Origin of the sequence: Psychrobacter sp. MES7-P7E (assembly GCF_002863645.1) — a bacterium.
In the GTDB taxonomy this organism is placed as follows: domain Bacteria; phylum Pseudomonadota; class Gammaproteobacteria; order Pseudomonadales; family Moraxellaceae; genus Psychrobacter.
Window position 1 is genome coordinate 24,920 of sequence record NZ_PJBU01000112.1, and the last position, 22,480, is coordinate 47,399.

Here is a 22,480-nt window from a genome sequence, read left to right on the forward strand (position 1 = left end):
GCTATCTCCTAAAAGGGCAAATCATCGTCTGATACTGCGCTTGTTGTGGTGGTCGGACCGCTGTTTGCTGGGTCGCTACTTTGTTGCATTGGTGCACCGCGTTGATAAGTGACGCTGTTATTCTGCGGAGCCTGGTTTGTCATTTGATTATTAAAACCATTTTGCGGTTGTCCATTCATTGCAGCTTCGTTCTCAGCCTTCTCTTTAGATTTTGCGCTGTACTTAATCATTGCTTCCGTCACGGTGTTAAACGCCTCTGGATTGGCTGGCTGATTATTGGCTTTTTCGTGCGGTAGCTGGCGTGATTCAGCATCAAAGACGTTGAACAGCTCAGGCGCACCACGCTTAACCTCAAACTTCGTTTTGTGAAAGTAATATCTATCAGTTAAGAACATACCAACCTTCTTGCCAGCCAGTTCGGGCGCTACTATACCGTTGACGGTCACGTCTTTTTGCTGATCAAAGTCATATTCTTGGTGCGAGCCTTGTACTTGCGATAAAGATGGGACGTTGGCACAAAGCATCATGGCATTGATAATATTTTCGCCTGACCAGCTTTTACCTGATTCGTCAGCGTAAGGGATCTCGATCATAGCGGTTGATTTATCAGCGTTCATAATATGAACCGTTAAGTTATGGACAGCCGGACTCATGCGAGTGTTGGTTTTCCATGCTGCGCTTAGGATTTTATAAACATCGCTAGTATCACCAGTGATGTAGTTTGACTGACCGACTTTAGCAGCCTTTGATTTGTCCAGTTGCCAAAAGGCTTGTTGTGATTGCTGGTTCATGGTGTTGCTCCTGATTTAAAATTAAGCCTGTTCTGGCTGTTGATTTTGGTTTTTAGTAATGCCGTAGTAGTCGCAAATAGCGTCATCCACAGCGTTAAGGTCATTCGGTATCAGTTCGGACTGAAACATATCTTCAGGACTTTTAACCGTGTTGAAGCCGTTATTCTTTGTCATAAAGAAATGACCGTCATCACGAAGCGTTGTTTGAAGTACGGTAGACACAAGGCCTTCTAGTACGATCTTGTCATCTAAAACCTTGCCCATTGTCTTAATACGCTGGCGTCCATTATCTTCTTGGATGTGCGCTAGTATATAAACGCGCTTGTCGTTGCTAACGTGATTGATAGCAGTATCAAACACAGAAAAAGCGTTGTAGGACAAAATGTTGTAGCGATCAAAAGCAGCGCCTTTCTCATACTTCTGATTATTGCCACGTATGTACTCAAGGCTCATGATGTATTGAAAGTCATCAATAACGATAACAGGGGCTTTACTTCTAACTAGCGCGTCGCAAATCTTGGCAGCGCTATCCGTTGCAAGTTTTTTAAAATCTTTGCCGCCACGAAAAGGTAGTGGTTTATTGACGACGTTGATAACACCAGTTTGGCTTGGGTCTAAATGCTTTAGGCTATAGGACTTGCCTTCACCACTATTGCCTAGAATTAAAGTCACGATAGCCATCAGTTGCTCTCCTTATCCGTCATAAAAATACTGTCAAAGTCAGCGAGCAACCTTTCATTGACTTGCTCGTCTGCTGGCTGGCGAGTGGCTGCAAGCTCTTGCTCAGCGTGCCAGCGTCGCTCATCTTCTTGAGACCATTCCCACGCGGCTTGATTAGATTCACTCATGACTCTCTCCCATACGCCTTAGCGATAACATTGTTTGCGTGCCTAGCTGTTTCAGCCTGCTGGCTAGACTCGTACTGATCATCGTCGTACTTGTCGCTCACATTTTCTTCAAGCCATAGTTTGTGCTCTAAGTGCGTGCGATCTTCTGCTTCGATACCGCTATCAATAGCGTTTGCACCAGTAACGATGACTGCGCTGGCGAGTAGGGCGGATATTGCGAGCTTTGCTGTCAGCTCGATGTTGATTTGCTTTATGATGTGTGTCATAATTTACGGACTCCGTAGTAGAGTGTTATGCCCCATTCAGTTCGTGCTGATTGGGGCTTTTCTATGGGTGATTGTTAAGTGCTTTGATTAAAGCGTCTGCGTGGTTTACTGCGGTTTCTGCCGTCGCGTAGCTGGACTTACCAGTATTGGCGGTGATAAGCGCTTGCATGGCAATGGCGGCTAGTTGCTCGCGCTTGGTCAGTTGTTCGGTTTTGTCTACCAAGATTGACTCCTTATTTGATTGGTTTAGTTGTTACGAGATAGACGACTGCGAGCAATCGGCTATGTTGTAATAACTGGTTTTAATGCACTGACTCTCTTACTGCTTTATGAGTCGTCATACTGTTGGTTTCGGGATGAAAGTGAATTTCCATCATTTCTTTGCAGCTTGGACAACTACCACCTCCCAACTCATAAGCTCCCATCATGTGAAAGATACTAGGTGCACAATCAAAACCTTCTAAGCAGTAAGGGCAGTTGATGTCATAACGATCTTGCCAGCCTTTGGGGTTTGAAGGCTCTTGGTTTGTCTTGGTAAGGACTAAGCCTGATTTTGTTTTCTTTACTTCAATACTCATACTTTTTATCTCCGTAGTAGTGGTCGTAGACCGTTAAATGGCTATGGTAAGTAATGCGCTTTGCATCACTTACGATAGCCATCCATTCACGCGCCCAACCTGGTCAAACGCGCTTCAAGATGGTTCTATGTATTCAGGTGTTTTTAAATAGTTTCGGCTAGGTCGTTGCTAGCTGATAATCCATATTATGCAATATTGCATAGATTATTGCAAGAGTGGATAGATTAAATTATCCATAATTGCATAAAATTTAGAATAGGCAATAAAAAACCCACCAAAAGGTGGGCTTGTGAAATTATTGCTTTATTATCTTTCGGTGTTATAAAACCCTAGTTCTACAACAACATTACTCCTTAATTAATCCCAATCCAGCGCTTCACGGTAAACACCCCAACCTAAAGGCTTAACTACAACTAATGTGGCGTGCTTTAGAAAATGGCATATCCAATAATAATAGTATGATCTCATATTGTCCTCAGCATCTGCTTGCGCTCAACTGCAACACCGCAAATAGTAAACGGCACAAAGCGACTGTCTATTATTGGATAATTTTCATTGGACGGTATCAACTGTGAGTACTCTTTACCAGTCTTTTCATCGAATCCACGCGGTCTCCATTTTTTGAAAGTCACCTTTTTCTCACCTTTACGTAAAGCTACTACATAGTCGGCAGGATTTGGTTGCATATCCGGATCAATCAGCACCAGCTCTCCTGACTTGAAGTCAGGCTCCATGCTATCACCCTCCAGGGCAACCCAATAGACATGCTCACCATAACCCTCTCCAAAGATCGGTCTGAACTCATCTGATATGGCATCGTCATGGTACTCGCAAAACTCGCCAGCTTGCACAAAATTCAGTAGAGGAACGTATCTCACAGGCTTTTTTTCTACCACTTTAAAATTATCACCGTCCTCTTGCGTCTTTATTGAATCCGATAAGTCTTTAAACCTTAAATCAGACTCTTCAACACCAAAGTATTTAGCATACTTTTGCACTGTAGTGCTGCTAGGGCTTTTTGTGTCACCGTTAATTATTCTAAATGTCGTGGATTGAGCAATGTTTGATTTTTCTTGCAATTGATAAGCGTTGATATTGTTTTTATCTAATAGGTACTGAATATTTTGCGCTAAGTAAGACATTTAGAACCCTCCTATTTAATCCGGTAAACATTAATTAAATATATTTTATGCAAAAACGGATATTTATGTAATGACCTATCCATAAGTGGGTTGATATTATGCAGATTTGCATTATAATATAAACACTAACCCAAAAAAGGAGTTCAAGCCTCATGCGAGCCTCGCAGCAAATATCAGAGCTTATTGGCGCAGGTATGACGCAAGAATTGATTGCCGAGAAAGCAGATATATACCAATCAAAAGTATCTCGTCTTTTTACTGAAACCACCAAAAACCCAAGATGGCGCGATGTTGAATCAATCAGAAAGCTCCATCAATTTGTAGTCGTTGAAAAAAACAATTGGGACGACTTCAAGACAGGGGAAATGACCAATATTCAAGATATCGAACACGCTTAACCTCTACTACTACGGAGAATAACCATGTCCACAAATCAATTATCACATCAAAAAATGCAACGGTCACGCAACATGCAATCAGACATCTTGCACGCAGTTGCAGAAGCCAAGCAAGTCAACGTCGCAAAATGCCTTGATGTTGACTCAAGCACCGTTGGTCGCTGGCTAGATTCAAGCAAGCCTGATAGTCAGCTCGTGCGCTTCTGCGACATGCTGGCATTTTGCGGTCTAAAAGTCGTGCCAGCTAATGCCAAGCACTACAACAAAGAAAAAATCGACATTCTTTTTCACATCACAAAGTACCACTTCCAGAATTTAGAAGCGGTAGATGACTTCTTTCAAAACGACGCTGGCATGACTGACAGCGCTGATGCTCGTTACAGCCGTACAGATGCTTTGTCAGAGATAAATACCAGCTCAAATATCGTGTCTGAGTTGCTAGCGAGCTTCTATGAAGCCTGCAAGAGCTTGGTTGCACCTAAAAGTGCTAGCAGACCAACGCTGCTAATCGCCAGACTGAGCGCTGTAGAAGAAATAGAGCAGGAACGTCGAGATATCGTTGCTGACGAAACATTGTTTTGTAAGATGTTTTGGATGTTCATGCATATCGCAGCGGTGTTATTAGTGCTATTCACATTGATACATTTTTGGGGAAAGTAATGAAAGTAGAAGGGCATTTTGCAGACTTGAATCGTCACCCTAAGCCTGTTGACCCTGAATGGGCAGCCACTGTTGCCAAATACTTAGAAGAAGTGGGCGCTACCGATCTTGATGACCCAAGCGCACCTAAGCGCAAAACACCGCGCACCGACGCACAGTTAAAAGCGCTAGCAGGTATTGAGCGTAAGAAGGCTGACGAGAAGGCGCAAGCAGAACACCAGGCAGCACTGGCGAGACTAGAAGACGGTACTGCGGTATTGCGTCAGAAGAAAGACCGCACGCCAATACTTGTTACCAAGCCAAAAGCAGCTAAACCAGCTAAGAAAATAGCCAGAGTCGTTGCGGTTAAGAAAGGACCAGCATCGCACCAACTGGCTAAGGCGAGGCGTGATGTACTCATAGCCGATCTAACCGCTGGCAAGATGGTAAAAATGGTGTCTAAGAGCGAAAAGGCTCAAAACAATAACGAGCACAAAGACTATCAAAAGCAGCGCGCTGATCTGGTTTATATCAAAAGAAATATGGACATAACGCTGATTCGTCTGAATTGCCTTCAGACCGGGGAATCGTATTTCATGATCGACAACCTCACACGTCATAAACGAGTCAAGCTATCAGGAAATTTGATTGGGCCAGACCGTGAGCCGCTAATCAAAGCATTGAGTAGCGGCAAGCTTTTTGAAGCGTCAAACGTCACAAAGGGTAAAAAAGCTGGATCGGCAAGTGTGGCTAATTTAGCAGAACGTCATGGCATGGATATTTTTTCAGTCATTAGTGGTCGTGACTTGATCGGCTGGGTAATGCCGCCTAACAGTGATAGCACGCAATAAAAAAAACGCTCATCAATGGGAGTTGATGAGCGTCTTACCAATTAACAAACATATATGAAGATATGCAAGGGAGATTATAACCATGTTAGACACAGATATGCAAGAGATTCTAATGAGTGACTACCTCAGAGTACCCACGCCAATCTTACAAATGCAGCAAGTGCTAAAAAATCCCAGTGCTTACGGCTGCCTACAATTTATTTGGGCAAAGACTGGTGGCTGGTTAAAAGGCAAAGACACGCTGTCTTATTCTCAATTTAAAAATGATGAAAGATATGGTACTGGTCTAAGCGAAAAAACCATACAGCGCGCAGTCGAGAAATTGGCAGAATTGGGTGTCATAAATACCAAGCCAAGTTTTGGTCGCATGTATGAGTTTTCTATTAACTTAGAAAAAGTGGTCGAGTTGGTAGCAGACTTAAAAGCCGAAAAGACTGCTAAAGTCCGGTCAAATAGTCCAGACCCTAGCAATTCAAGTCCGGTCATTTTGTCCTCTTATGCGGTCAATTTGTCTGCAAGTCCGGTCATTTTGTCCAGCAAGTCCGGTCAAATTGACCTACACACTATACCTTTTACACTAGACTTCTACACTAAAAAGATAAAGGCGCAAAAAGATATTTCTGTTTCTCAGTCAAAAAAATCTGATAGTGACACGAAGAAAAAACCGCAATCAAAAACCAAGACCGCTACAAAGAAAAAACCTACCTTCTCAGCTAATGAGTACCCAATTCCTGACTTCATCCAAAAAGAAGTTTGGATTGCGTACAACGACATGCGCGTTACCAAGAAAAAACCAGCTACCGAATACGCTTGCAAACTGTTAGTTGAGAGATTAACTGAATGGCACAACGCTGGCTTGGATATTCACCAGTCAATAAAAAAATCAATCGTCGAGATGTGGACGGATGTGTATCAGCCAAAAACGCGCATCAACCAAGCAGCTCAATCACCAGCCAGCAGACAACGCACAACGCCTGATCCTCTTGCAGTCAACGCAAAGTACGACGTACCAACTGAAATGACTGACGAAGAGAAGCGCGCATGGTTCGCAGATAGCACAGACAGCACCATGCCAAGCGATACCGCCTCAGACAACGATAACAACTACTACGGGTAAATCATTATGAGAAGAATTTTATGTCATTTCAGCTGTGGTGCAGCCAGCGCAGTAGCAACCAAACTAGCAATCAACAAGTACGGCAAAGATCGAGTTGAGGTGCTGAATATTCATATTAAAGAGGAACATCCCGACAACCAGCGTTTTTTGAAAGACTGTGAAGCATGGTTTGGTGTTCCGATCACAACAGTTCAAAACGATAAGTATAACGGTTCTATTTACGAAGTTTTCAAGCAAGGCTATTTAAAGGGTCGTTATGGCGCACCCTGTACGACACAGCTAAAGCGCAAGGTTCGAGCCAAGTTCCAACGTGAAGATGATATTCATATTTTCGGTTATACGGTTGATGAATTACAGCGCTCAATAGATTTTGAAGAAAGAAATGAGCAGCTAGACGTTGATTGGGTTTTGATTGAAGCGAATCTAGCCAAACAAGATTGTTTGGCGATTATCCAAGATGCAGGTATCAAGATACCGTTTATGTATGAACTTGGTTATAAGAATAACAATTGTATTGGTTGCGTCAAAGGTGGCATGGGCTATTGGAACAACATTCGTAAGGATTTTCCTGATGTGTTTGTACGCATGTCAATGGTCGAACGAAATATCGGACACTCCATACTGAAAGAGCCAGTAGGGTCAGCGCCCATATTTCTTGATGAGCTAGACCCGAATCGCGGTGACATGAGAAACGAACTAGATATCGAATGTAGTTTTTTTTGTGAAATGGCTAAAGAGGATTTGATATGAACACAGCATACGAAAACGCCTCACTCAGAAGACCCAGACCTGAACTGCTTGAGCCTACGCATACAGCAGGTCGTGGTAACGCACTAGATAGCGTCATGAGCCGCATGCCATCATTTAACACAGTCTCAGTGGCAACGGATTGTGCAAAACACGGCAAGCAGCGCTGGCAAGTCACAGAAGCGGTTGCTAACACTGGTAACGTGCAGTGCCAAAAATGCCAGTGGGAGCATGATGCGCAGCAAGAGCAGCTGCAATACTTGAAAGGCAGCTTACTTGCCAGCCTAGACATACCAAGCGAGCACATCAACGCTGATTTTAGTCAGTGGACAGTAGGCGGTGATGATCAGACACGCGCACGCATCGCTAAAATCATTAATTTTGCTAAGCATTACGCAGCAAACTACCGCAAAGGCCACGCCAATATCTTGCTAACAGGCAACACAGGCACAGGTAAGACGAAGCTGGCGTGTTTGATTGTCAATGAGATTGTGCGTCAGCGCTACTACGCACAGATGACCGTGGCATTTAAGCGCTCAGGTCAGATTCAGCACGAGATAAAAGCCACTTGGGATAAGACCAGCAGCGACAGCGCAGCGACTTACATTGAGCGTCTGAGTCGTTCTACCGCTTTGATAATTGATGAGGTAGGCGAAGGCGATACGTCAGCAGTGGATAAATGGGCTGATAAAGACCGTGAGCAGCTGTCTGCAATCATCGATAGACGCTATCAGCTGCGCTTGCCAACCATTATCACCACCAATATGACCGAAAAAGAATTTTATGACCATATGGGTGATAGAGCATCGGACCGCTTGAGACAGAACATCGTACAAATTCCTTGCGTCTGGCCCAGCTATCGCGTTTTGACTGGTCGAGTGAGAACACTATGAGTAATAAACCTTTAATGCGGTACCACGGTGCCAAGTGGCGCTTAGCCCCTTGGATTATCAGTCACTTTCCACAGCACCATTGCTACGTTGAGCCGTTTGGTGGCTCAGCAGCTGTGCTGATTAGTAAAGAACCGTCAGTGCGCGAAGTCTATAACGACAAAAATGATGAGATTGTGAATCTGTTTAACGTGATCCGCTGCAACAACATGCGTCCTGATTTGTTAAGACTGCTACACATGACGCCATATAGCCGTACTGAGTTTGAATGGGCAAAAGAGCCAAGTTGCCGCAATCGTGATGGCCGCGGCAAGATTGAATCAGGTTATCCAGCAGTGATGGAGGCTCATAAGTTATTAGTACGTGCACAAATGGGTTTTGGTAGTGCTGGCGCGACTCGCGGTAATACTGGCTTTAGATTAGATACAGCACGTAGCGGTATATCGCTGCAATCGCTTTGGTCAGACTTGCCAGCAAGGGTGTTAGAAGTCACTGAGCGCTTACGCCAAGTGGTTATCGAAAATACCGATGCGTACAACGTGATTAAGCAGCACGACCGTAGCGACACGCTGTTCTATCTTGATCCTCCTTATACGACGGACACGCGCACTAATACAGACAGCTATGGCAAGTTTGAAATGCGTGAGTTTGAGCATAACCGACTACTCGATCTGACTCTAAAGTCAAAAGGTATGTTTGTGATTAGCGGTTATGACAATGAGCTTTATAACGACAAGCTTGCTGGCTGGACCAAATCATCAAGACAGACAGCTATCAGTAGTCATAACGGTAGCGGCAAGCGTACTGAAGTGCTTTGGATATCACCTAACTGTGAGCAGCAACAAATAGATCTTTTTGAGGAGATAAGCGCGTGAGTAAGTTTATAGCTAAGCAATCAGTGATTTTGAGTGATTATGAGAGCCATAGGTCACTATCGTTTCAGTTTTACGAACGCGGTGTGATTGTTGAAAGTAGGCAAGACCAGGTAAACAACAAGGATGGTATGGCGGAGCCGAGACACTTCTCATCCTTGATAGTTTCGCACCTAAAAAATGATGAAGCTATTAAGCTGCGTGACCGCCTTTTAGCTCGCTATCCTCTTGAGACTGGCAAGTGAAAAAAGACCCAGCCGACTATACCCCAGGCGAGCGCAAATACACTGAATTAAAGAAAGCGGTCAAAGCTGGCAAGCCAAACGCTGTGAACTATCTCAAAAACTCAGCTGTGACGCTGGCAGGTGATTTTGTAATCGGTTTATCGTTTAGTAATGACTATCAGCGTTACTCATGTAGCGCGATAGAAATTAATGGGATTCGCTATAACAATCCGTGTCGATGGGATAAAAGCGGTAAAGCAATAGATGACGATTTAAGTGACCTGAATGTTGACTCGGTACATACATCGGTCAGGACGATTTGAAGGGCAGGAGGGCGGTAAATTGGCACGATTAGCTAGGTTTAAGAAGGCAAGAGTGGTAACAGATAAAGATGGTAAGAAAAGTATCGTCATGCCAGCCAAGTCTGAGGATGATATTCAAATCTCAATCATTAAATGGGCGGTGTTGCAGAAATACAAGGGTAGGACATTGGACTACTACATTGTCCACGTTCCAAACGGTGGTTATCGAAAAGGGAGAGAGGGTGCCAAGCTTAAACGCATGGGCGTGCAGGCAGGTTATCCGGACTTGATACTAGATATACCTAAAGGCGGCTATCACGGATTGCGTATTGAGCTCAAGAAACCGAAAGGCAGCGTCACGCGAGACAACCAAAAACAGCGTATTGCAGCATTGATTGATGAAGGGTACTACGCAGAGGTGTGTAAAGGCTTTCAAGACACTACCCAGACCATCAAAAGATACATGGCAGGCGAGTTATTAATTACCGACAAGCAAGGAGAGTATTGTGATTGATCTAATTATTTTAATGGGCCTTGTTGGGATTGTGACTGCAATCGTATTGGCTATCGCGTTTTTAGCGGTTGTGTGGTCAGCAAACGGTGGTGACTACTAACAGATAATAAAAAGCACTCACGTTTGCAGACGTAAGTGCTATAGCTGGCAAGTAACAGAGCAATGTTATTCGCAAAATCATTATACATTATTTTGGGGATAGCTGATGAGTGATACGATTGATAAAACTGACGTAATTGATTTATTAGAGGTGCAAAGTTGGCTAACTGGATGGGGTGATTTTTGCAATCGAGGTACAGTGGGCGGTCACTTGGGCTATCAATCGCCTTGTGCGATCATAATGCGTGATAATGTAGAGCAGCAGAGCGCAAGCGTTCGCCCGGTGATGTGGAATATGGACGATCAGGCGTACTATACACTCATAGACCGAGAACTGGCTGGCATGAAGCAGTCAGGTGATAAAGAGCTTATGATGTGGGCAAGCTTGATACGTCGCTACTATCTGTATGGCATGTCTTATACGCGCCTAAGTAAGTCGGTAGTGAGTGAGTACGAACATGGCGAGGGTACGACGGTACAGACGCATGTGCGCAAGGTGCAACGGCATTTAGCGAATGCTGAGCGACATATTTACGAGGCTATATTGGAGTTGAGTTGATGGGTAGACATTATCAAGACTATATTGCGTTTAAGCGTAAAATCGCAGAGATTGAGCGCCAACTTAACAATAGCGGCTATCAGACTGAGGATGATGAGCGTGAGTGCTGGCTAAGCACGACGCGATATAAGAAGCAAAGTCAAATGGCCTACTTTTTTATCATGCAAGAGTCAATAGACCGCGTTGTTATAGAGATTAAGGAGTATTTAAGATATGTATAATTCTGTTTTTTCTTTATGTGTCACTTAATATACGCAGTCAAGCCCACAGGCCAGCCAGCAATTCAACCCCATGTAAACAAACATCAAGTGTTTTATCGTTAATTTTCATCACAGCGCTAAAACACCTTGATTATTGGCACGACTTAGGGTAAGTTTGTGTTATCGTGAACGGGTAGGTTGATGGATAAGAGGTTGTGTATAGCAACTGCCACACCTAGCCACACTAAATATATTCTAAAAAGCTCATGCCTTAATTGGTGTGGGCTTTTTTTATGTCCTTTTGGCTCATAAGTATCTGCTTGTTGTGAGCCTTTTTTACATGCGAGGTAACGCTCAGGAGTCAGCATGGCAGATAAAACTATTTGCGGTGCTAAGACTCGCTCAGGCAAGCCTTGCCAAAACAAGCCAATCGCTGGCAAGAAGCGCTGCCGTTTGCACGGTGGTTTATCACCAGGCGCGCCCAAGGGCAACAAGAACAACTTAAAACACGGCATCTACAGCCGTATCTTTGATGACAGCCAGTTAGATGACGCGATTGCTATGCAGGGCGATGTGAGTCGTGAGCTTGCTATAGCGCGAATACAGCTCGCTAACTTGTTGACTCATCGTAAGATTCAAGGCGACACGCCACAGCTCGATGAGATTAAAGACGAGACATTGGCTGATGAAGAAGATGAAGAAACGGTCAAGAAGGCGCGGGCAAGAGACGCTCAGCGCTGCGGTGAGTATTATGATCCGGACGAGGACGACTACGGCGGGCAAGAGTCAGAGCCGTTAAAACGTACCCGCGTTTATAAGACACGCGATTGGGCGAGCGAAGAAGCAAGGCTGATTAATCTAATCGCCAAGCTTGAATACCAGATACCTAAGCAAGCAGCAGTAATACTAGAGCTTGAAACACGCAAGAAGGAGCTTGAGAGAAATCCAGTAGGCGGCGCTAAGACAAAAGACTTAGAGAGCATGACAGACGAGGAGTTAGACGAGTATGCTCTTGGATTGCTCAGCGGAAAGTCTTAAAGCTTTATTACCAGGTCTTAATGCTGCTAATAAACGGGCGCTTATTGCGGTCATCAAAGAGCGTGAGAAGCGTAAGAACTACAAGCTGTATAGCTTCTTCCCCGATGACGGGCCATTTGCTAGGCATGGCTATACTAAACATCTATCATTCTTTGCAGACGGCAAGTTCTACGGTTCGCGCCTATTTATGGCAGGCAACCGGGTTGGTAAGACAATCGCTGGCACGTATGAAGATACTTTGCACGCAACCGGCCTTTATCCTGAATGGTGGGTGGGTAAGCGCTTTGATCATCCAACGAAAGGCTGGATTGCTGGCAAGACCAATGAGACGACACGCGATATTCTGCAAGCGGAGTTGTTTGGCAACGTCATCTACAAAGATGGCGGCAAGAAAAAGACCATAGATGGTAGCGGCATCATACCGATTCACTTGATTGATCAAAAGTCTATCAGGTGGAAGTCTGGTGTCGCTGACTTAATCGATACAGTCAAGGTTAAACATGCCAGCGGTGGCTGGTCGTACATTGGCTTGAAGTCATACCAACAAGGCCGAGGGAGCTTTGAAGGTACGGCAATGCACTACATCCATCTGGATGAAGAGCCGCCTGAAGAGGTTTATACCGAGTGTCTAACACGCACAGCGACAACACGCGGTCTGATCTACATCACGTTTACGCCACTAATGGGCGTGACACCGATGGTCAAAGGCTTTATTGAGAAAGCTGATGAAGGCATTAACAGCGTTACTCGCGCAACTTGGGATGACGCACCGCATTTAAGCGAGGACGACAAAGCTAATTATTTAGCGTTATTCCCCAAGCACGAGCATAAAGCACGTATGCAGGGTATACCATACGCAGGTAGCGGTCTGATTTATCCGGTTGATGAAGATGAAATCATCATTGATCGTTTTGATATACCAGCACACTGGCCGCAAATCAAGGGTATGGATTTTGGTTGGGATCACCCAACAACATGCGTCACGCTGGCATGGGACCGCGACAACGACATTGTTTATGTCACAAACGAGTATGCAGCACGCGAGAGAACACCGCGCGAACACGCGCCACACTTTAACGACAATGGTTCATGGCAGCCAGTTGCTTGGCCACACGATGGTTATCAGCACGACAAAGGCAGCGGCTTAACACTCGCTGAGCAGTACCGCGATGAAGGCGTGAACATGCTCGATGAAAATGCCACGCATGATGATGGTAGTAATGGCGTCGAAGCAGGCTTGATGGAAATACTACAGCGCATGGAAACAGGCAGATTGTTTGTCTTCCGTGATTGTACCGAATGGCAGGACGAGCGCAGAACGTATCATCGAGACAAGGGCAAGATCAAGAAGCTATACGATGACTTGATGGATGCCACGCGATACGCAGTGATGATGCTTAGATATGCTCAGGTTAAGCCTAGAGCTGGCGGCAAGAAGGCCAATAACAATAGAACGGTTATCTAGGAGTTGGTATGAGTGGTGATAAGGTTTCAGCTAATTTAAGAGTGCAGCCTAATGACGCACATACAACTCGCCAGCCGACAGAGATTGACAGCGTGTACAGCGACTTACGCGAACAAGAAAAGATAATGGCTGGCTTGATTGAGAAGGCAAAACGCACTGGACTTGATCATCGTCTTATCGCTATGGCTAATACAGATTTTGAGCGTGGATTCATGGCGCTGGATAAAGCTTTAACTACTAATAAGGGATAAGATATGACAGACCTACGAAACAAAGTAACTAAAGAGCAATTGGATGAATTGGTTGCTCAGAGCAAAGTTGAGTATGCAGTATTTGGAAAGAAGCTCACGGTGGCGGTTATTACCCTACCTACCAACTTTAAAGTAACTGGTGAAGCGTCTTGTGTTGATGCAAGTAATTTTAACAAAGAACTTGGTGAGACTTACGCACTTGAGAACGCGGTTAAGAAGCTGTGGGAGCTTGAAGGCTACTTACTCGCTAATGATCGTTATCGTGCTAAGCAAAAGAAGTCTGAGCCATGCACTAATAACTGTGTTGCGCCATGCGAGTATAATTATTTTGTGGTAGGTGGTAGCGCGACTCAAGTGGGAGGCATCAATCTAGCTGATAAATTTGACTTTGGATTAGCGATCCACGCCTTGAAATCAGGTAAAAAGGTCATGCGCGCTGGCTGGAACGGCAAAGGTATGTTCTTGTACTACGTGCCAGCAGCAAGTTATCCAATGCAGCGTAACAGCTTGGAGACGATGGGCGGTATCTTCCCTGATGATATGGTGCCATACGGTGCGTATATCGCAATGAAAACCGCACAAGACAATGTCGTGCCTTGGCTGGCAAGTCAGACCGATGTGCTTGCCGAAGATTGGCAGCTAGCCTAAACAACCAAACATTAAAAGCCACCTCATCGAAGGTGGTTTTTTTTGGGCAAAAAATACTCACCAACTTAAAGGTCGAAGACTATGGATAACTTTATTCCAGCTATCACGCTTGTTCAGGCTGAACCCTATTTGCTTGGGTTCGTCGCTGGCGTGGTTACGCATAAGTTCTATCTTATGAACAAGTGGCGCTTTGCAGACAAAACAAAACAGGCAGGCAAGTAATGTCACTAACGATACGATATGGCGTGCCAGCCCCAGCAGCAGTACGTAAAGGCTATGGACTGGTGGCGTTTGTCTCAAACGTATTCTTTGAAGCAGACGAAGGCGCAACTGCCAACGATGCTGCATTGATACTGTGCCGTCGTGCGTTTGGACTTGGCAAGTCTTATATCGCTGTGCGTCGCAATCAGGCGTACCAGTTGCGCGATAAAGACGGTGCGTTCTTAGCAGACACCGCAGAGGACTGTGCTCAATACTTGTGGAATGGTCATGCAACAGACCGTGAGAAGCATATCGTCATGGATTGCTTGCTTGAAAACATTGATCAGTTGGTCATGCACAAGCCTGAAGGTGAGGATTTGAACCGTAAAGCGCTTGATAAATATTTTGAAGGTGAAGAGACATTCACCCACGGATTAATGGATATTGCTAACTCATGAGTAATCAAGCGACCCACGGCCTTGCCGACGACTTTAAGCTAACAAAGGACGGCAAGTTTCTTGTGTGGGCGCACGATATGTATGAGTACGAGCGCGAAGCACAAGCAGAAGGCCGAGCACTGCGCGCACGCGATGAGCGCTTTTATGATGGTCATCAATTCAGCGACGAAGAAAAGCAGGTCTATGCAGAGCGCAATCAAAAACCGCGCACGTACAACGAGATCAAGCCAGCCGTTGATTGGATTATCGGTAGTGAGCGCCGCGCACGTAGTGACTGGAACGTACTACCGCGCACACAAGATGATGTCGAGCCAGCCCAATTAAAGACCAAGCTTATTAAGTACATTGACGACATCAACAAAGCTAAGTGGCAGCGTAGTACCGCGTTTGAGGATTGCGTCAAGACTGGTGAAGGCTGGACCCGTATCAGCGTAGAGCCAAACGAAGATGGTGAGCTGATGATTCAGCTTAACTATGAGAACTGGCAAAACGTACTGGTCGATGGTCAGTCGGTCAAAGCTGATATGTCTGACTCACGCTATATGTGGGTATCTAAGATTGTTGATTTAGAAACCTTGCAGGCGTGGTTCCCAGATAAAGAAAGCGAGCTTGAGCTGGACGCTGGCGAGTATCAAGAGCTTGAGGATGACTTGAAGTCTGACCAAACAGGCGATGATGGCAACGACTTGTATAACAATGGCTATCGTGCGCGTGGCTGCGGTGACAATGCTATCAATGTGGTGCGCTCAGGCTCAATGAGTATCACGGGCGGCTATTACTCATCAACCCGTCGTGCAGTGCGCGTGTGGGAAATGTGGTATCGCAAAACCGAACGAGTCACGCTACTGGCTAACGCAGGCGGCCTAACAGGTCAGATATTCGACAGCAATAAGCAAGAGCATCAAGCAGCGCTCAAAGCAGGTGCCAAAAAACGCGAGACAGTACGCGAGCAGATGTATATGGCTATCTATACTGCGACGACTGTACTGTTTCATGGCAAGTCAATTTATAAGCATAACCGCTATCCGTTTGTCCGTCGCTTGGCATTCATCGACAAGACAACCAAGTCGCCTTATGGCGTGGTACGTCAGATTGTCGATCCGCAATCAGATTTAAACCAGCGACGCAACTATGCGCTATACCTCATGGCCACACGTCAAGTGATTGCTGAGGAAGATGCAGTAGACGATAAAGACGAAGCTATCAAAGAGGTGGCTAAGGTTAATGGTTATATCGAAGTTAAGAAAGGCAGACGCTTTGAGATACGCGACAATCAATCGCTGGCAGGTCCTCATGTGCAGTTTGCTGAAATGGACAGCGCTTACTTAAAGCAGATAAGCGGTGTGACCAGTGAGAACCGTGGCATGAATCAAAATGCTATGTCCGGTATCGCTATTCAGTCATTGCAAGAGCAAGGCACTGTCATCACCACACCTATCATCGACAATCACCAACTGGCCCATCAAATCGAGGGCGAGATTGTATTGTCATTGTGCGAGCAGTACATCAACCGCGAGATGCAGTTCCGCGTCACAAGTGATATTAAGAACCCCGGCAAGAAAGACTTTGTGGTGCTCAACGAGTCACCGGAGACAGACATCACTGCGACACAGGCAGACTTTGTTATATCAGAGCGTGATTATCGTCAGACAATGCGCCAGGCGCTGTCTGAGCAGCTAATCAACGTCTCAGCACAGATTACGCAAGCCACGGGCAACCCAATGCTGGCGATTGCCTTTATTGAAATGGCGGTTGATTTACAAGACCTACCAAACAAAGAGCGCTTACTCAGCAAAATCCGCGAAGCTACAGGACTGCCACCCATTGATGAAAACGATGAGCAGAAACAAGCGCGTGAAGAAGCACAGGCGCAAGAGCAAGCGGAACAAAAGGCAATGCAGGAGCAGGCGCTTAAACTTGAGATTGCAAAGAAAGAGTCAGCAATCAACCTCGACAACTCACGGGCCAACCAATACAACCGCGAAGGCGAGCGCGAGAAAGCCAATGCTCGTCGTGCTCAAGCTGAAGCAATGGTTAAGTACCTTGAAGCGGCTGGCGTGGTCGTACAAAACGCTGAGCTTACTGCTATTGCTGATGATCTTATTGGCAATATGGACAATATTATGAACGGCACCTTACCAAGTAGTGAGCAACCAGTACAGGGCCAGCCAGTAGAGCAAGCACCAGTACCGATGCAGACAGACGTGCCAGCACCGCAAGAACAACCACCGATGCCAACCCAAGAACAACCCGTCATACCTGAAGGTGGAATACCCGCTGGCGAGGACGGGCAACCGCCAATGTCGCCGGAAGAAGCCGCGATGATGGAGCAAAAGATGGGGCAAGGTATGCCGCCGAGTGAGCAATTATGAGAGATTCAATAGGTCCGTTTGATGTTCAGCATGTTAGTAGGGGTTTATTTGCTATCGAGATTGATGGCAAGTGGCACCAATACAGTGAGACAGCCGAAGTTATTAAAGGTGTTACAGGTGAATTTAAGCCTCCCCAATGGGTGCTTGACCATCAAGCAAAACAAAACAAACCTAATCCATAAGGATAACCACGATGCACGAAGATGACATGAACGACGATTTTGAAATCGACACCACAGAGCTAGACAACTTGCCAGCCGATGAAGTAGGTGCTGACGATGACCTTGATGAAGGTTTTGGCCTGAGCTACGACGGTTTAACCCAAGCTGAGATTGACGCTATCAATAGCCCTGAGAGTGATGACGACGACAATGACCAAGATGACGATGGTGATGCTGGCGATGCTGGCGATGATGTTGCAGCCGACAACGCTGAGACTGACAGCACTGATGACGCTGATACTACTGATCAAGACGACTTCACACAAGAAGCCGCCACGGTAGCAGATAAGCGCGCTTCTATTGATGCAGAGTTCGACGCTAAACACGCTGAGCTTGCCGCATTGGGTGAGCAGTACGATAACGGTGACATCTTAGATGGTGCCTACAATACCGCCAAGGTTCGCATTGAGCGTGATTTAAAACGTATTGAAGCACGCGAGTCTGAGCTGGTCGCTAAAGAAGATGAGATTGCCGAGCGTGAGACAAGCAAGCAAGAGCAGTTTCAGAATGACTTTACTAATGCCGTTACTGAGTTTATGGCACGTCCTGAAAACAAATCATTTGTTGAGGGCAGTCCTGAGTTTGCCGCGCTTGACCAACAGCTAGGCGTCATTGCTCAAAGTATGCCGCCCGGCACACCGTTTGATGTACTACTAGATAAGGCGCGTACCGCAGTATCGTCTTATATGACTTTGCCGGAAGCTGGCAAGAAAGAGAGCAAGCCTACCGATAAGTCGGTTAAGCCAGACCCCGAGACAATGCCTAGTATCTCAAACATGCCAGCAGTCGTTGCTAACAGCAATGATAACGGCAAGTTTGCTCACCTAGACAAGCTTGATGGGCCAGCGCTAGAGCGTGCAATCGCTGATATGAGCGAAGCGCAGCAAAACGAATACCTACTAAACCAATAGGTTAAAACTACTTTATGAACAAAATACGCTATCGAGATTGCAGCATAGGCGATGTTATCGAAGTCACAGGCCCGTGTACCATTGTTGTTGAAAGCAAGAGTGGTCGCTCGCCAAGACTCAAAGTGATAACCGATCAAGGTAGCGACGTGAGTTTTTTAACAGGTGAACAAGCGCATACGTGCTGTGATACCAAAAATAGTCTGACTAAAGGAGACTAATATCATGGCACAGACTAAAATCAACGACAGCCAAGCTGTCAAAAAATGGGCAGGTGCGTTATTCGGTGCCGCTTTCGTAAAGTCTTTTTACGGCAGCAAGCTGATGGCCTCAACCAAGCTTGTCGGTAAAGCTGGTCAAATGGCAAACGCGCCTATTGGTGTTATCAACGATTTAGAAAGCGGTGCAGGTGACAACGTATCATTCGATATGTTTGTTCAGCTTAAAGGCCGTGGTACTTATGGTGATGACGTTTTAGAAGGTAACGAAGAAGATTTAACTGCGTTCACGGACGAAGTTAAGATCAACCAAGTTCGTCATGGTGTGACGCCTGGTGGCAAGATGAACCAGAAGCGCACTATCAATGACTTGCGTGCAATCGCTAAGGTCAAGCTTGAGCGCTGGCACGCGAACCACTTTGATGATGTTGTGATGACAACCTTGGGCGGTGGCCGTGGTCATGCCAAAGACTTGTATATTCCGCTAGGTGCAACTGCGCCTATCCGTGGCACGATGGACTACCAACAGTACGATGCAGACAGTGTTGTCTATGGTGGTTCAGCGACGTCTAAGGCAAGCATAACCACTGCTGATACCATGTCGCTTGATATGATTGATGAGTTAGTCCTGAAGTCTAAGCGCGGTGGTAAAGCTGATGGTGAGTTCCGTATGGAGCCACTAGAAGAGTCGGCAGAAGAATACTACATGCTGACGCTATCGCCTGAGCAGATTCACGACTTGCGCAAAGATACTGGCACTGGTGGCTGGCTTGATATCCAAAAAGCTGCTGCTGCTGCGAATGGCTATCAAAACCATATCTTTAAAGGCTCGGCTGGTGAGTACAACAAGGTTCACATTAAAGAAGTGAATAGTGTTGTAACGTACAACGACTTTGGTGCTGGTAACAACGTGAAAGCGCATACAGGCGTATTCATGGGCCGTCAGGCTGCTGTGGTCGCCTTTGGTAGTGCAAGCGATAAGAACATGCGCGCCAACTGGGAAGAGAAAGAAAAAGATTATGGCAACCAAGTTGGTATCTCCGCTGGCATGGTGTACGGCACGAAGCTACCAGCGTTTGACGGTAAAGTTGTCAACTCAATGGCAGCTTATACCGCAGTGAGCAAGTCACGCACTTAATCTAACGGATTTACCTTAAAAGCAAGTTGGTCATGCCAGCTTGCTCTTTTATTATCTATTTTTCTATTTAGTATCTCTATAAAGGACACAAGACTATGGCCAAGTTCCAGTCTGAGCGCTATTTGCATAACACGCAGATTCAAAGCTCAATGATTAGCGGTGTGACTAACTCACCAACCATCACTCACAAATTTCTAGCAGACACCACGGTTGCCGTTGGTGACTTTATCCTGATGTGCAAACTACCTGAACGCTCAGCGATTCTAGGTATTGAAGTGGTATGTAGTGCATTGGGCGCTGGCATCACCGCTGATATTGGCACTATGGATGCTGATGAAACTGATATCGATGCTAAGTTCATTGCTGATGGCAACCTTGCCGCACAGAAGTGGATTAAGATCAATGACAATGTAATTGAAGGCCGCCTGGCGAAGATTCACAACCGCCCAACGACTATCGCCATTAAGTTAAAAGGCGCTGGCACGATTCCAAAAGGCTCGTTCATTCACGTCACACCGCATTACCGTCACGCCAACAACGACGAGTAAGCAACTGCTGGTAAGTCATTAAAGCCCACAACGCGAGTCGCTGTGGGCTTTTCCATTTCATCTACTTATTAAAAAAGGAGCCATGTCATGGCTGACGATAAAAAGAACGACGACACTCAAGAGAGTGTTGAGCAGCAATCAACACCTATTCAGTGCCTACTGCGTCGTAAGGGCGGCACTAAAGTCACATTCGGTCACAACCTTGTGAACCAAAAGACTTATCACTTCAAGCCACTAGACAGCGACGACGAAAATTCACCGCATGTCTGTAACGTGGGCGATGAAGAGCACGCAGATCGACTGCTATCAATCCGTGAGTCATATCGCCTATATCGTGGCGATGCAAGTTATGTCGATAAGATTGAAGTCACCAAAGGCGCGGCTATTGATGAGAGCGCGTTCACTAATCGCTTTGATGACATTTTGTCTATCGACTTTGAAACCGCTGAAAACGATACCGTGAAGGACTGGGCGAAAGAAGCGTTAGACCTCACCCCGTCACACAGCGCTAAGATTCGTGAGAAAGCCGCCAGTCTCGATGTTGAAGAGAAGAAAGGCGACAACATGAATGAGCTGCTACGCAAAATCGGTAAAGCGATGCAAGAGGAAGAGCGTGCCGCTAACGATCAAGCCAGCAAAGATAAGTAGCAGGGCTACTAAATACCACTCACATTAGGATGATACCGCTATGTTTAGTAGTCAAGATTTATTGAATGGCGTGCGCATGACGCAGCTAAATGACCCCGATGCGACGACATGGCCTGATTCAACGCTCATCGTAGCGCTGAACGAAGCATTACGTATGTTGGTGTTGGTACGTCCTGATGTTAGTTCAAAGTTTGCCACTATTATTGCATTAGAAGGCTCGCGCCAATTCATTCCTGATGACGGCATACGTCTATTGCGAGTGGTGCGCAATATCAATGCTGATGACACGATTGGGCAAGCTGTGCGCTTGGTGCAGCAAGAGGATATGGACAGCATGTCACCAAGCTGGCACACCACGCAAGGCTACCTTGTCAAAGAATATATGTTTGATGCGCGTACACCAAAATACTTTTATATCTACCCGTCAGTAACGCCTGGTCAAAAAATAGAAATCGAATACAGCAGTCATGTGCCACTGGTCAATGAGCTGAATATCGCAAGCGCAATGCCGGTATCAGAGATATTCTCTCAGCCACTACAAGAGCTGATGCTATACAAGCTGCTATCAGGTGATGCAACCAACGGGAGTAGCGGTACAGATCACTTGCGCGTCGCGATGGAGTTGCTAGGCGTTAAAGATATCGCCGATGAGCGCGTATCGTCAGCACGACGCACTTCAACATAAAAGGATAGACAATGATACAGCTTGATGAGTTCGTCGATGGCGTGAGTATCCATTTAGGCAATGCTGGCACGTCGTCCGTACCGAGAATAGCGATTGTGTTTGCAGCAAGGCAGGTCGTGAAGCAGTTTTGTGACGAGAGTTTGTCATACATTGTTAATGCTTTTGATCCGACTGATGATAAGAACACTGAACGTCAGCCGACATCGACCAGTATTTATATGAGCCGACTTGAGCAGCAATGCAGATTGTCACTACCACGCAATACTCACATCATCAAGGTATGGCAGTTGTCCGACTGTGCGTGCCAGCCTGATGATGAATTAGACGTGATATACGATTTTCCTAATGTGGTAAATCTGTATAGGAAAGATGCTGAATCAAGCAACCTTATTGTCTCACTATCAATAACCCAGCACGCGCTTGAATGTCCTGATTATATATTTCATCAATACTATGACGGTATCTTGTCAGGCATTATCGCCTACTTGCAAGCCATGCCAAATCGTGAATGGGCGATGCCAAACTTTGCAGAAAATCATCAATATAAATTTATGCAAGCCATTGCGCTGGCACGTCGCGCCGTTGACAAAGGTTTCAAGAAGCGCCAAGCGCCCACTTCAATACCCGCTAACTTTGGATAGATT

At 45.9% G+C, this 22,480-nt stretch carries 34 protein-coding genes; 27 read left to right on the forward strand and 7 right to left on the reverse strand.

Annotation, left to right across the window (positions count from 1 at the left end; translation table 11 throughout):
• Positions 1–8 precede the first annotated feature (8 nt).
• From CXF62_RS11480 to CXF62_RS11500, 7 genes are all read right to left on the reverse strand, one after another.
• Entirely contained in the window at positions 9–791 is a 783-nt protein-coding gene (locus CXF62_RS11480; RefSeq protein WP_102094461.1) for a hypothetical protein, read from the reverse strand.
• Positions 792–812: 21 nt separating this feature from the next.
• Complete coding sequence (locus CXF62_RS11485; protein WP_102094462.1) at positions 813–1,472, reverse strand: ATP-binding protein; 660 nt, start codon at positions 1,470–1,472, stop codon at positions 813–815.
• A complete protein-coding gene (locus CXF62_RS14760; RefSeq protein WP_185156651.1) occupies positions 1,472–1,639 on the reverse strand; it encodes a hypothetical protein in 168 nt (55 codons plus the stop codon). Before CXF62_RS14760 ends, CXF62_RS11485 begins: the two co-directional genes overlap by 1 nt.
• Complete coding sequence (locus CXF62_RS11490; RefSeq protein WP_102094463.1) at positions 1,636–1,905, reverse strand: hypothetical protein; 270 nt, start codon at positions 1,903–1,905, stop codon at positions 1,636–1,638. Before CXF62_RS11490 ends, CXF62_RS14760 begins: the two co-directional genes overlap by 4 nt.
• A gap of 61 nt (positions 1,906–1,966) precedes the next feature.
• The gene (locus tag CXF62_RS14765; RefSeq protein WP_185156652.1) at positions 1,967–2,128 is read right to left on the reverse strand and encodes a hypothetical protein; all 162 of its coding nucleotides are present in this window, start codon (positions 2,126–2,128) and stop codon (positions 1,967–1,969) included.
• Between the two features lie 79 nt (positions 2,129–2,207).
• Entirely contained in the window at positions 2,208–2,483 is a 276-nt protein-coding gene (locus CXF62_RS11495; protein ID WP_102094464.1) for a hypothetical protein, read from the reverse strand.
• A gap of 464 nt (positions 2,484–2,947) precedes the next feature.
• On the reverse strand, positions 2,948–3,625 hold the full coding sequence (locus CXF62_RS11500; protein ID WP_228153228.1) for a LexA family transcriptional regulator: 678 nt from the start codon (positions 3,623–3,625) through the stop codon (positions 2,948–2,950).
• 152 nt (positions 3,626–3,777) lie between these two features.
• Here CXF62_RS11500 and CXF62_RS11505 point away from each other — a divergent pair, with 152 nt between their 5' ends.
• From CXF62_RS11505 to CXF62_RS11635, 27 genes are all read left to right on the forward strand, one after another.
• Complete coding sequence (locus CXF62_RS11505; protein ID WP_102094465.1) at positions 3,778–4,023, forward strand: helix-turn-helix domain-containing protein; 246 nt, start codon at positions 3,778–3,780, stop codon at positions 4,021–4,023.
• Between the two features lie 24 nt (positions 4,024–4,047).
• Positions 4,048–4,683 carry a hypothetical protein gene (locus CXF62_RS11510; protein WP_102094466.1) on the forward strand — a complete coding sequence of 212 codons (636 nt, stop codon included), beginning with the start codon at positions 4,048–4,050 and terminating at the stop codon, positions 4,681–4,683.
• Positions 4,683–5,513, forward strand: a complete 831-nt coding sequence (locus tag CXF62_RS11515; RefSeq protein ID WP_102094467.1) for a hypothetical protein — start codon at positions 4,683–4,685, stop codon at positions 5,511–5,513. The genes CXF62_RS11510 and CXF62_RS11515 overlap by 1 nt, the downstream gene beginning before the upstream one ends.
• 82 nt (positions 5,514–5,595) lie before the next feature.
• A complete protein-coding gene (locus tag CXF62_RS11520) occupies positions 5,596–6,630 on the forward strand; it encodes a hypothetical protein (RefSeq protein ID WP_102094468.1) in 1,035 nt (344 codons plus the stop codon).
• Positions 6,631–6,636: 6 nt separating this feature from the next.
• A complete protein-coding gene (locus tag CXF62_RS11525; protein WP_102094469.1) occupies positions 6,637–7,380 on the forward strand; it encodes a hypothetical protein in 744 nt (247 codons plus the stop codon).
• On the forward strand, positions 7,377–8,270 hold the full coding sequence (locus tag CXF62_RS11530; protein WP_102094470.1) for an ATP-binding protein: 894 nt from the start codon (positions 7,377–7,379) through the stop codon (positions 8,268–8,270). Before CXF62_RS11525 ends, CXF62_RS11530 begins: the two co-directional genes overlap by 4 nt.
• Positions 8,267–9,142 carry a DNA adenine methylase gene (locus CXF62_RS11535; protein WP_102094471.1) on the forward strand — a complete coding sequence of 292 codons (876 nt, stop codon included), beginning with the start codon at positions 8,267–8,269 and terminating at the stop codon, positions 9,140–9,142. The genes CXF62_RS11530 and CXF62_RS11535 overlap by 4 nt, the downstream gene beginning before the upstream one ends.
• On the forward strand, positions 9,139–9,384 hold the full coding sequence (locus CXF62_RS11540; RefSeq protein ID WP_102094472.1) for a hypothetical protein: 246 nt from the start codon (positions 9,139–9,141) through the stop codon (positions 9,382–9,384). The genes CXF62_RS11535 and CXF62_RS11540 overlap by 4 nt, the downstream gene beginning before the upstream one ends.
• Positions 9,381–9,686: a hypothetical protein gene (locus CXF62_RS11545; protein WP_102094473.1), complete on the forward strand. Its 306-nt coding sequence runs from the start codon at positions 9,381–9,383 to the stop codon at positions 9,684–9,686. The genes CXF62_RS11540 and CXF62_RS11545 overlap by 4 nt, the downstream gene beginning before the upstream one ends.
• A complete protein-coding gene (locus CXF62_RS11550) occupies positions 9,649–10,179 on the forward strand; it encodes a VRR-NUC domain-containing protein (protein ID WP_228153229.1) in 531 nt (176 codons plus the stop codon). The genes CXF62_RS11545 and CXF62_RS11550 overlap by 38 nt, the downstream gene beginning before the upstream one ends.
• A gap of 205 nt (positions 10,180–10,384) precedes the next feature.
• Positions 10,385–10,837, forward strand: a complete 453-nt coding sequence (locus CXF62_RS11555; protein ID WP_102094474.1) for a hypothetical protein — start codon at positions 10,385–10,387, stop codon at positions 10,835–10,837.
• Positions 10,837–11,058 carry a hypothetical protein gene (locus tag CXF62_RS11560; RefSeq protein ID WP_102094475.1) on the forward strand — a complete coding sequence of 74 codons (222 nt, stop codon included), beginning with the start codon at positions 10,837–10,839 and terminating at the stop codon, positions 11,056–11,058. Before CXF62_RS11555 ends, CXF62_RS11560 begins: the two co-directional genes overlap by 1 nt.
• Before the next feature lie 345 nt (positions 11,059–11,403).
• The gene (locus CXF62_RS11565) at positions 11,404–12,075 is read left to right on the forward strand and encodes an HGGxSTG domain-containing protein (RefSeq protein WP_102094476.1); all 672 of its coding nucleotides are present in this window, start codon (positions 11,404–11,406) and stop codon (positions 12,073–12,075) included.
• On the forward strand, positions 12,044–13,540 hold the full coding sequence (locus CXF62_RS11570; RefSeq protein WP_102094477.1) for a terminase large subunit domain-containing protein: 1,497 nt from the start codon (positions 12,044–12,046) through the stop codon (positions 13,538–13,540). Before CXF62_RS11565 ends, CXF62_RS11570 begins: the two co-directional genes overlap by 32 nt.
• Before the next feature lie 8 nt (positions 13,541–13,548).
• A complete protein-coding gene (locus tag CXF62_RS11575) occupies positions 13,549–13,791 on the forward strand; it encodes a hypothetical protein (protein WP_102094478.1) in 243 nt (80 codons plus the stop codon).
• A 3-nt stretch (positions 13,792–13,794) separates the two neighbouring features.
• On the forward strand, positions 13,795–14,439 hold the full coding sequence (locus tag CXF62_RS14790; RefSeq protein WP_197707715.1) for a Gp49 family protein: 645 nt from the start codon (positions 13,795–13,797) through the stop codon (positions 14,437–14,439).
• Positions 14,440–14,520: 81 nt separating this feature from the next.
• Positions 14,521–14,661 (forward strand): hypothetical protein, encoded by a 141-nt coding sequence (locus CXF62_RS14770; RefSeq protein WP_185156653.1) that lies wholly within the window; start codon positions 14,521–14,523, stop codon positions 14,659–14,661.
• Positions 14,661–15,098 (forward strand): hypothetical protein, encoded by a 438-nt coding sequence (locus tag CXF62_RS11590; RefSeq protein ID WP_102094479.1) that lies wholly within the window; start codon positions 14,661–14,663, stop codon positions 15,096–15,098. The genes CXF62_RS14770 and CXF62_RS11590 overlap by 1 nt, the downstream gene beginning before the upstream one ends.
• On the forward strand, positions 15,095–17,470 hold the full coding sequence (locus tag CXF62_RS11595) for a portal protein (RefSeq protein ID WP_102094480.1): 2,376 nt from the start codon (positions 15,095–15,097) through the stop codon (positions 17,468–17,470). The genes CXF62_RS11590 and CXF62_RS11595 overlap by 4 nt, the downstream gene beginning before the upstream one ends.
• Positions 17,467–17,652, forward strand: coding sequence for a hypothetical protein (locus tag CXF62_RS11600; protein WP_102094481.1), 186 nt, complete (start codon positions 17,467–17,469; stop codon positions 17,650–17,652). Before CXF62_RS11595 ends, CXF62_RS11600 begins: the two co-directional genes overlap by 4 nt.
• Positions 17,653–17,663: 11 nt before the next feature.
• On the forward strand, positions 17,664–18,602 hold the full coding sequence (locus CXF62_RS11605; RefSeq protein WP_102094482.1) for a hypothetical protein: 939 nt from the start codon (positions 17,664–17,666) through the stop codon (positions 18,600–18,602).
• A 14-nt stretch (positions 18,603–18,616) separates the two neighbouring features.
• Complete coding sequence (locus CXF62_RS11610) at positions 18,617–18,820, forward strand: hypothetical protein (RefSeq protein ID WP_075106028.1); 204 nt, start codon at positions 18,617–18,619, stop codon at positions 18,818–18,820.
• Between the two features lie 4 nt (positions 18,821–18,824).
• Positions 18,825–19,955, forward strand: a complete 1,131-nt coding sequence (locus tag CXF62_RS11615; RefSeq protein WP_102094483.1) for a N4-gp56 family major capsid protein — start codon at positions 18,825–18,827, stop codon at positions 19,953–19,955.
• Positions 19,956–20,050: 95 nt separating this feature from the next.
• Positions 20,051–20,503 (forward strand): hypothetical protein, encoded by a 453-nt coding sequence (locus CXF62_RS11620; RefSeq protein WP_102094484.1) that lies wholly within the window; start codon positions 20,051–20,053, stop codon positions 20,501–20,503.
• Between the two features lie 87 nt (positions 20,504–20,590).
• A complete protein-coding gene (locus tag CXF62_RS11625; protein WP_102094485.1) occupies positions 20,591–21,151 on the forward strand; it encodes a hypothetical protein in 561 nt (186 codons plus the stop codon).
• Between the two features lie 40 nt (positions 21,152–21,191).
• On the forward strand, positions 21,192–21,836 hold the full coding sequence (locus CXF62_RS11630) for a phage adaptor protein (RefSeq protein WP_102094486.1): 645 nt from the start codon (positions 21,192–21,194) through the stop codon (positions 21,834–21,836).
• An 11-nt stretch (positions 21,837–21,847) separates the two neighbouring features.
• On the forward strand, positions 21,848–22,477 hold the full coding sequence (locus CXF62_RS11635) for a hypothetical protein (RefSeq protein WP_102094487.1): 630 nt from the start codon (positions 21,848–21,850) through the stop codon (positions 22,475–22,477).
• Positions 22,478–22,480: the final 3 nt, after the last annotated feature.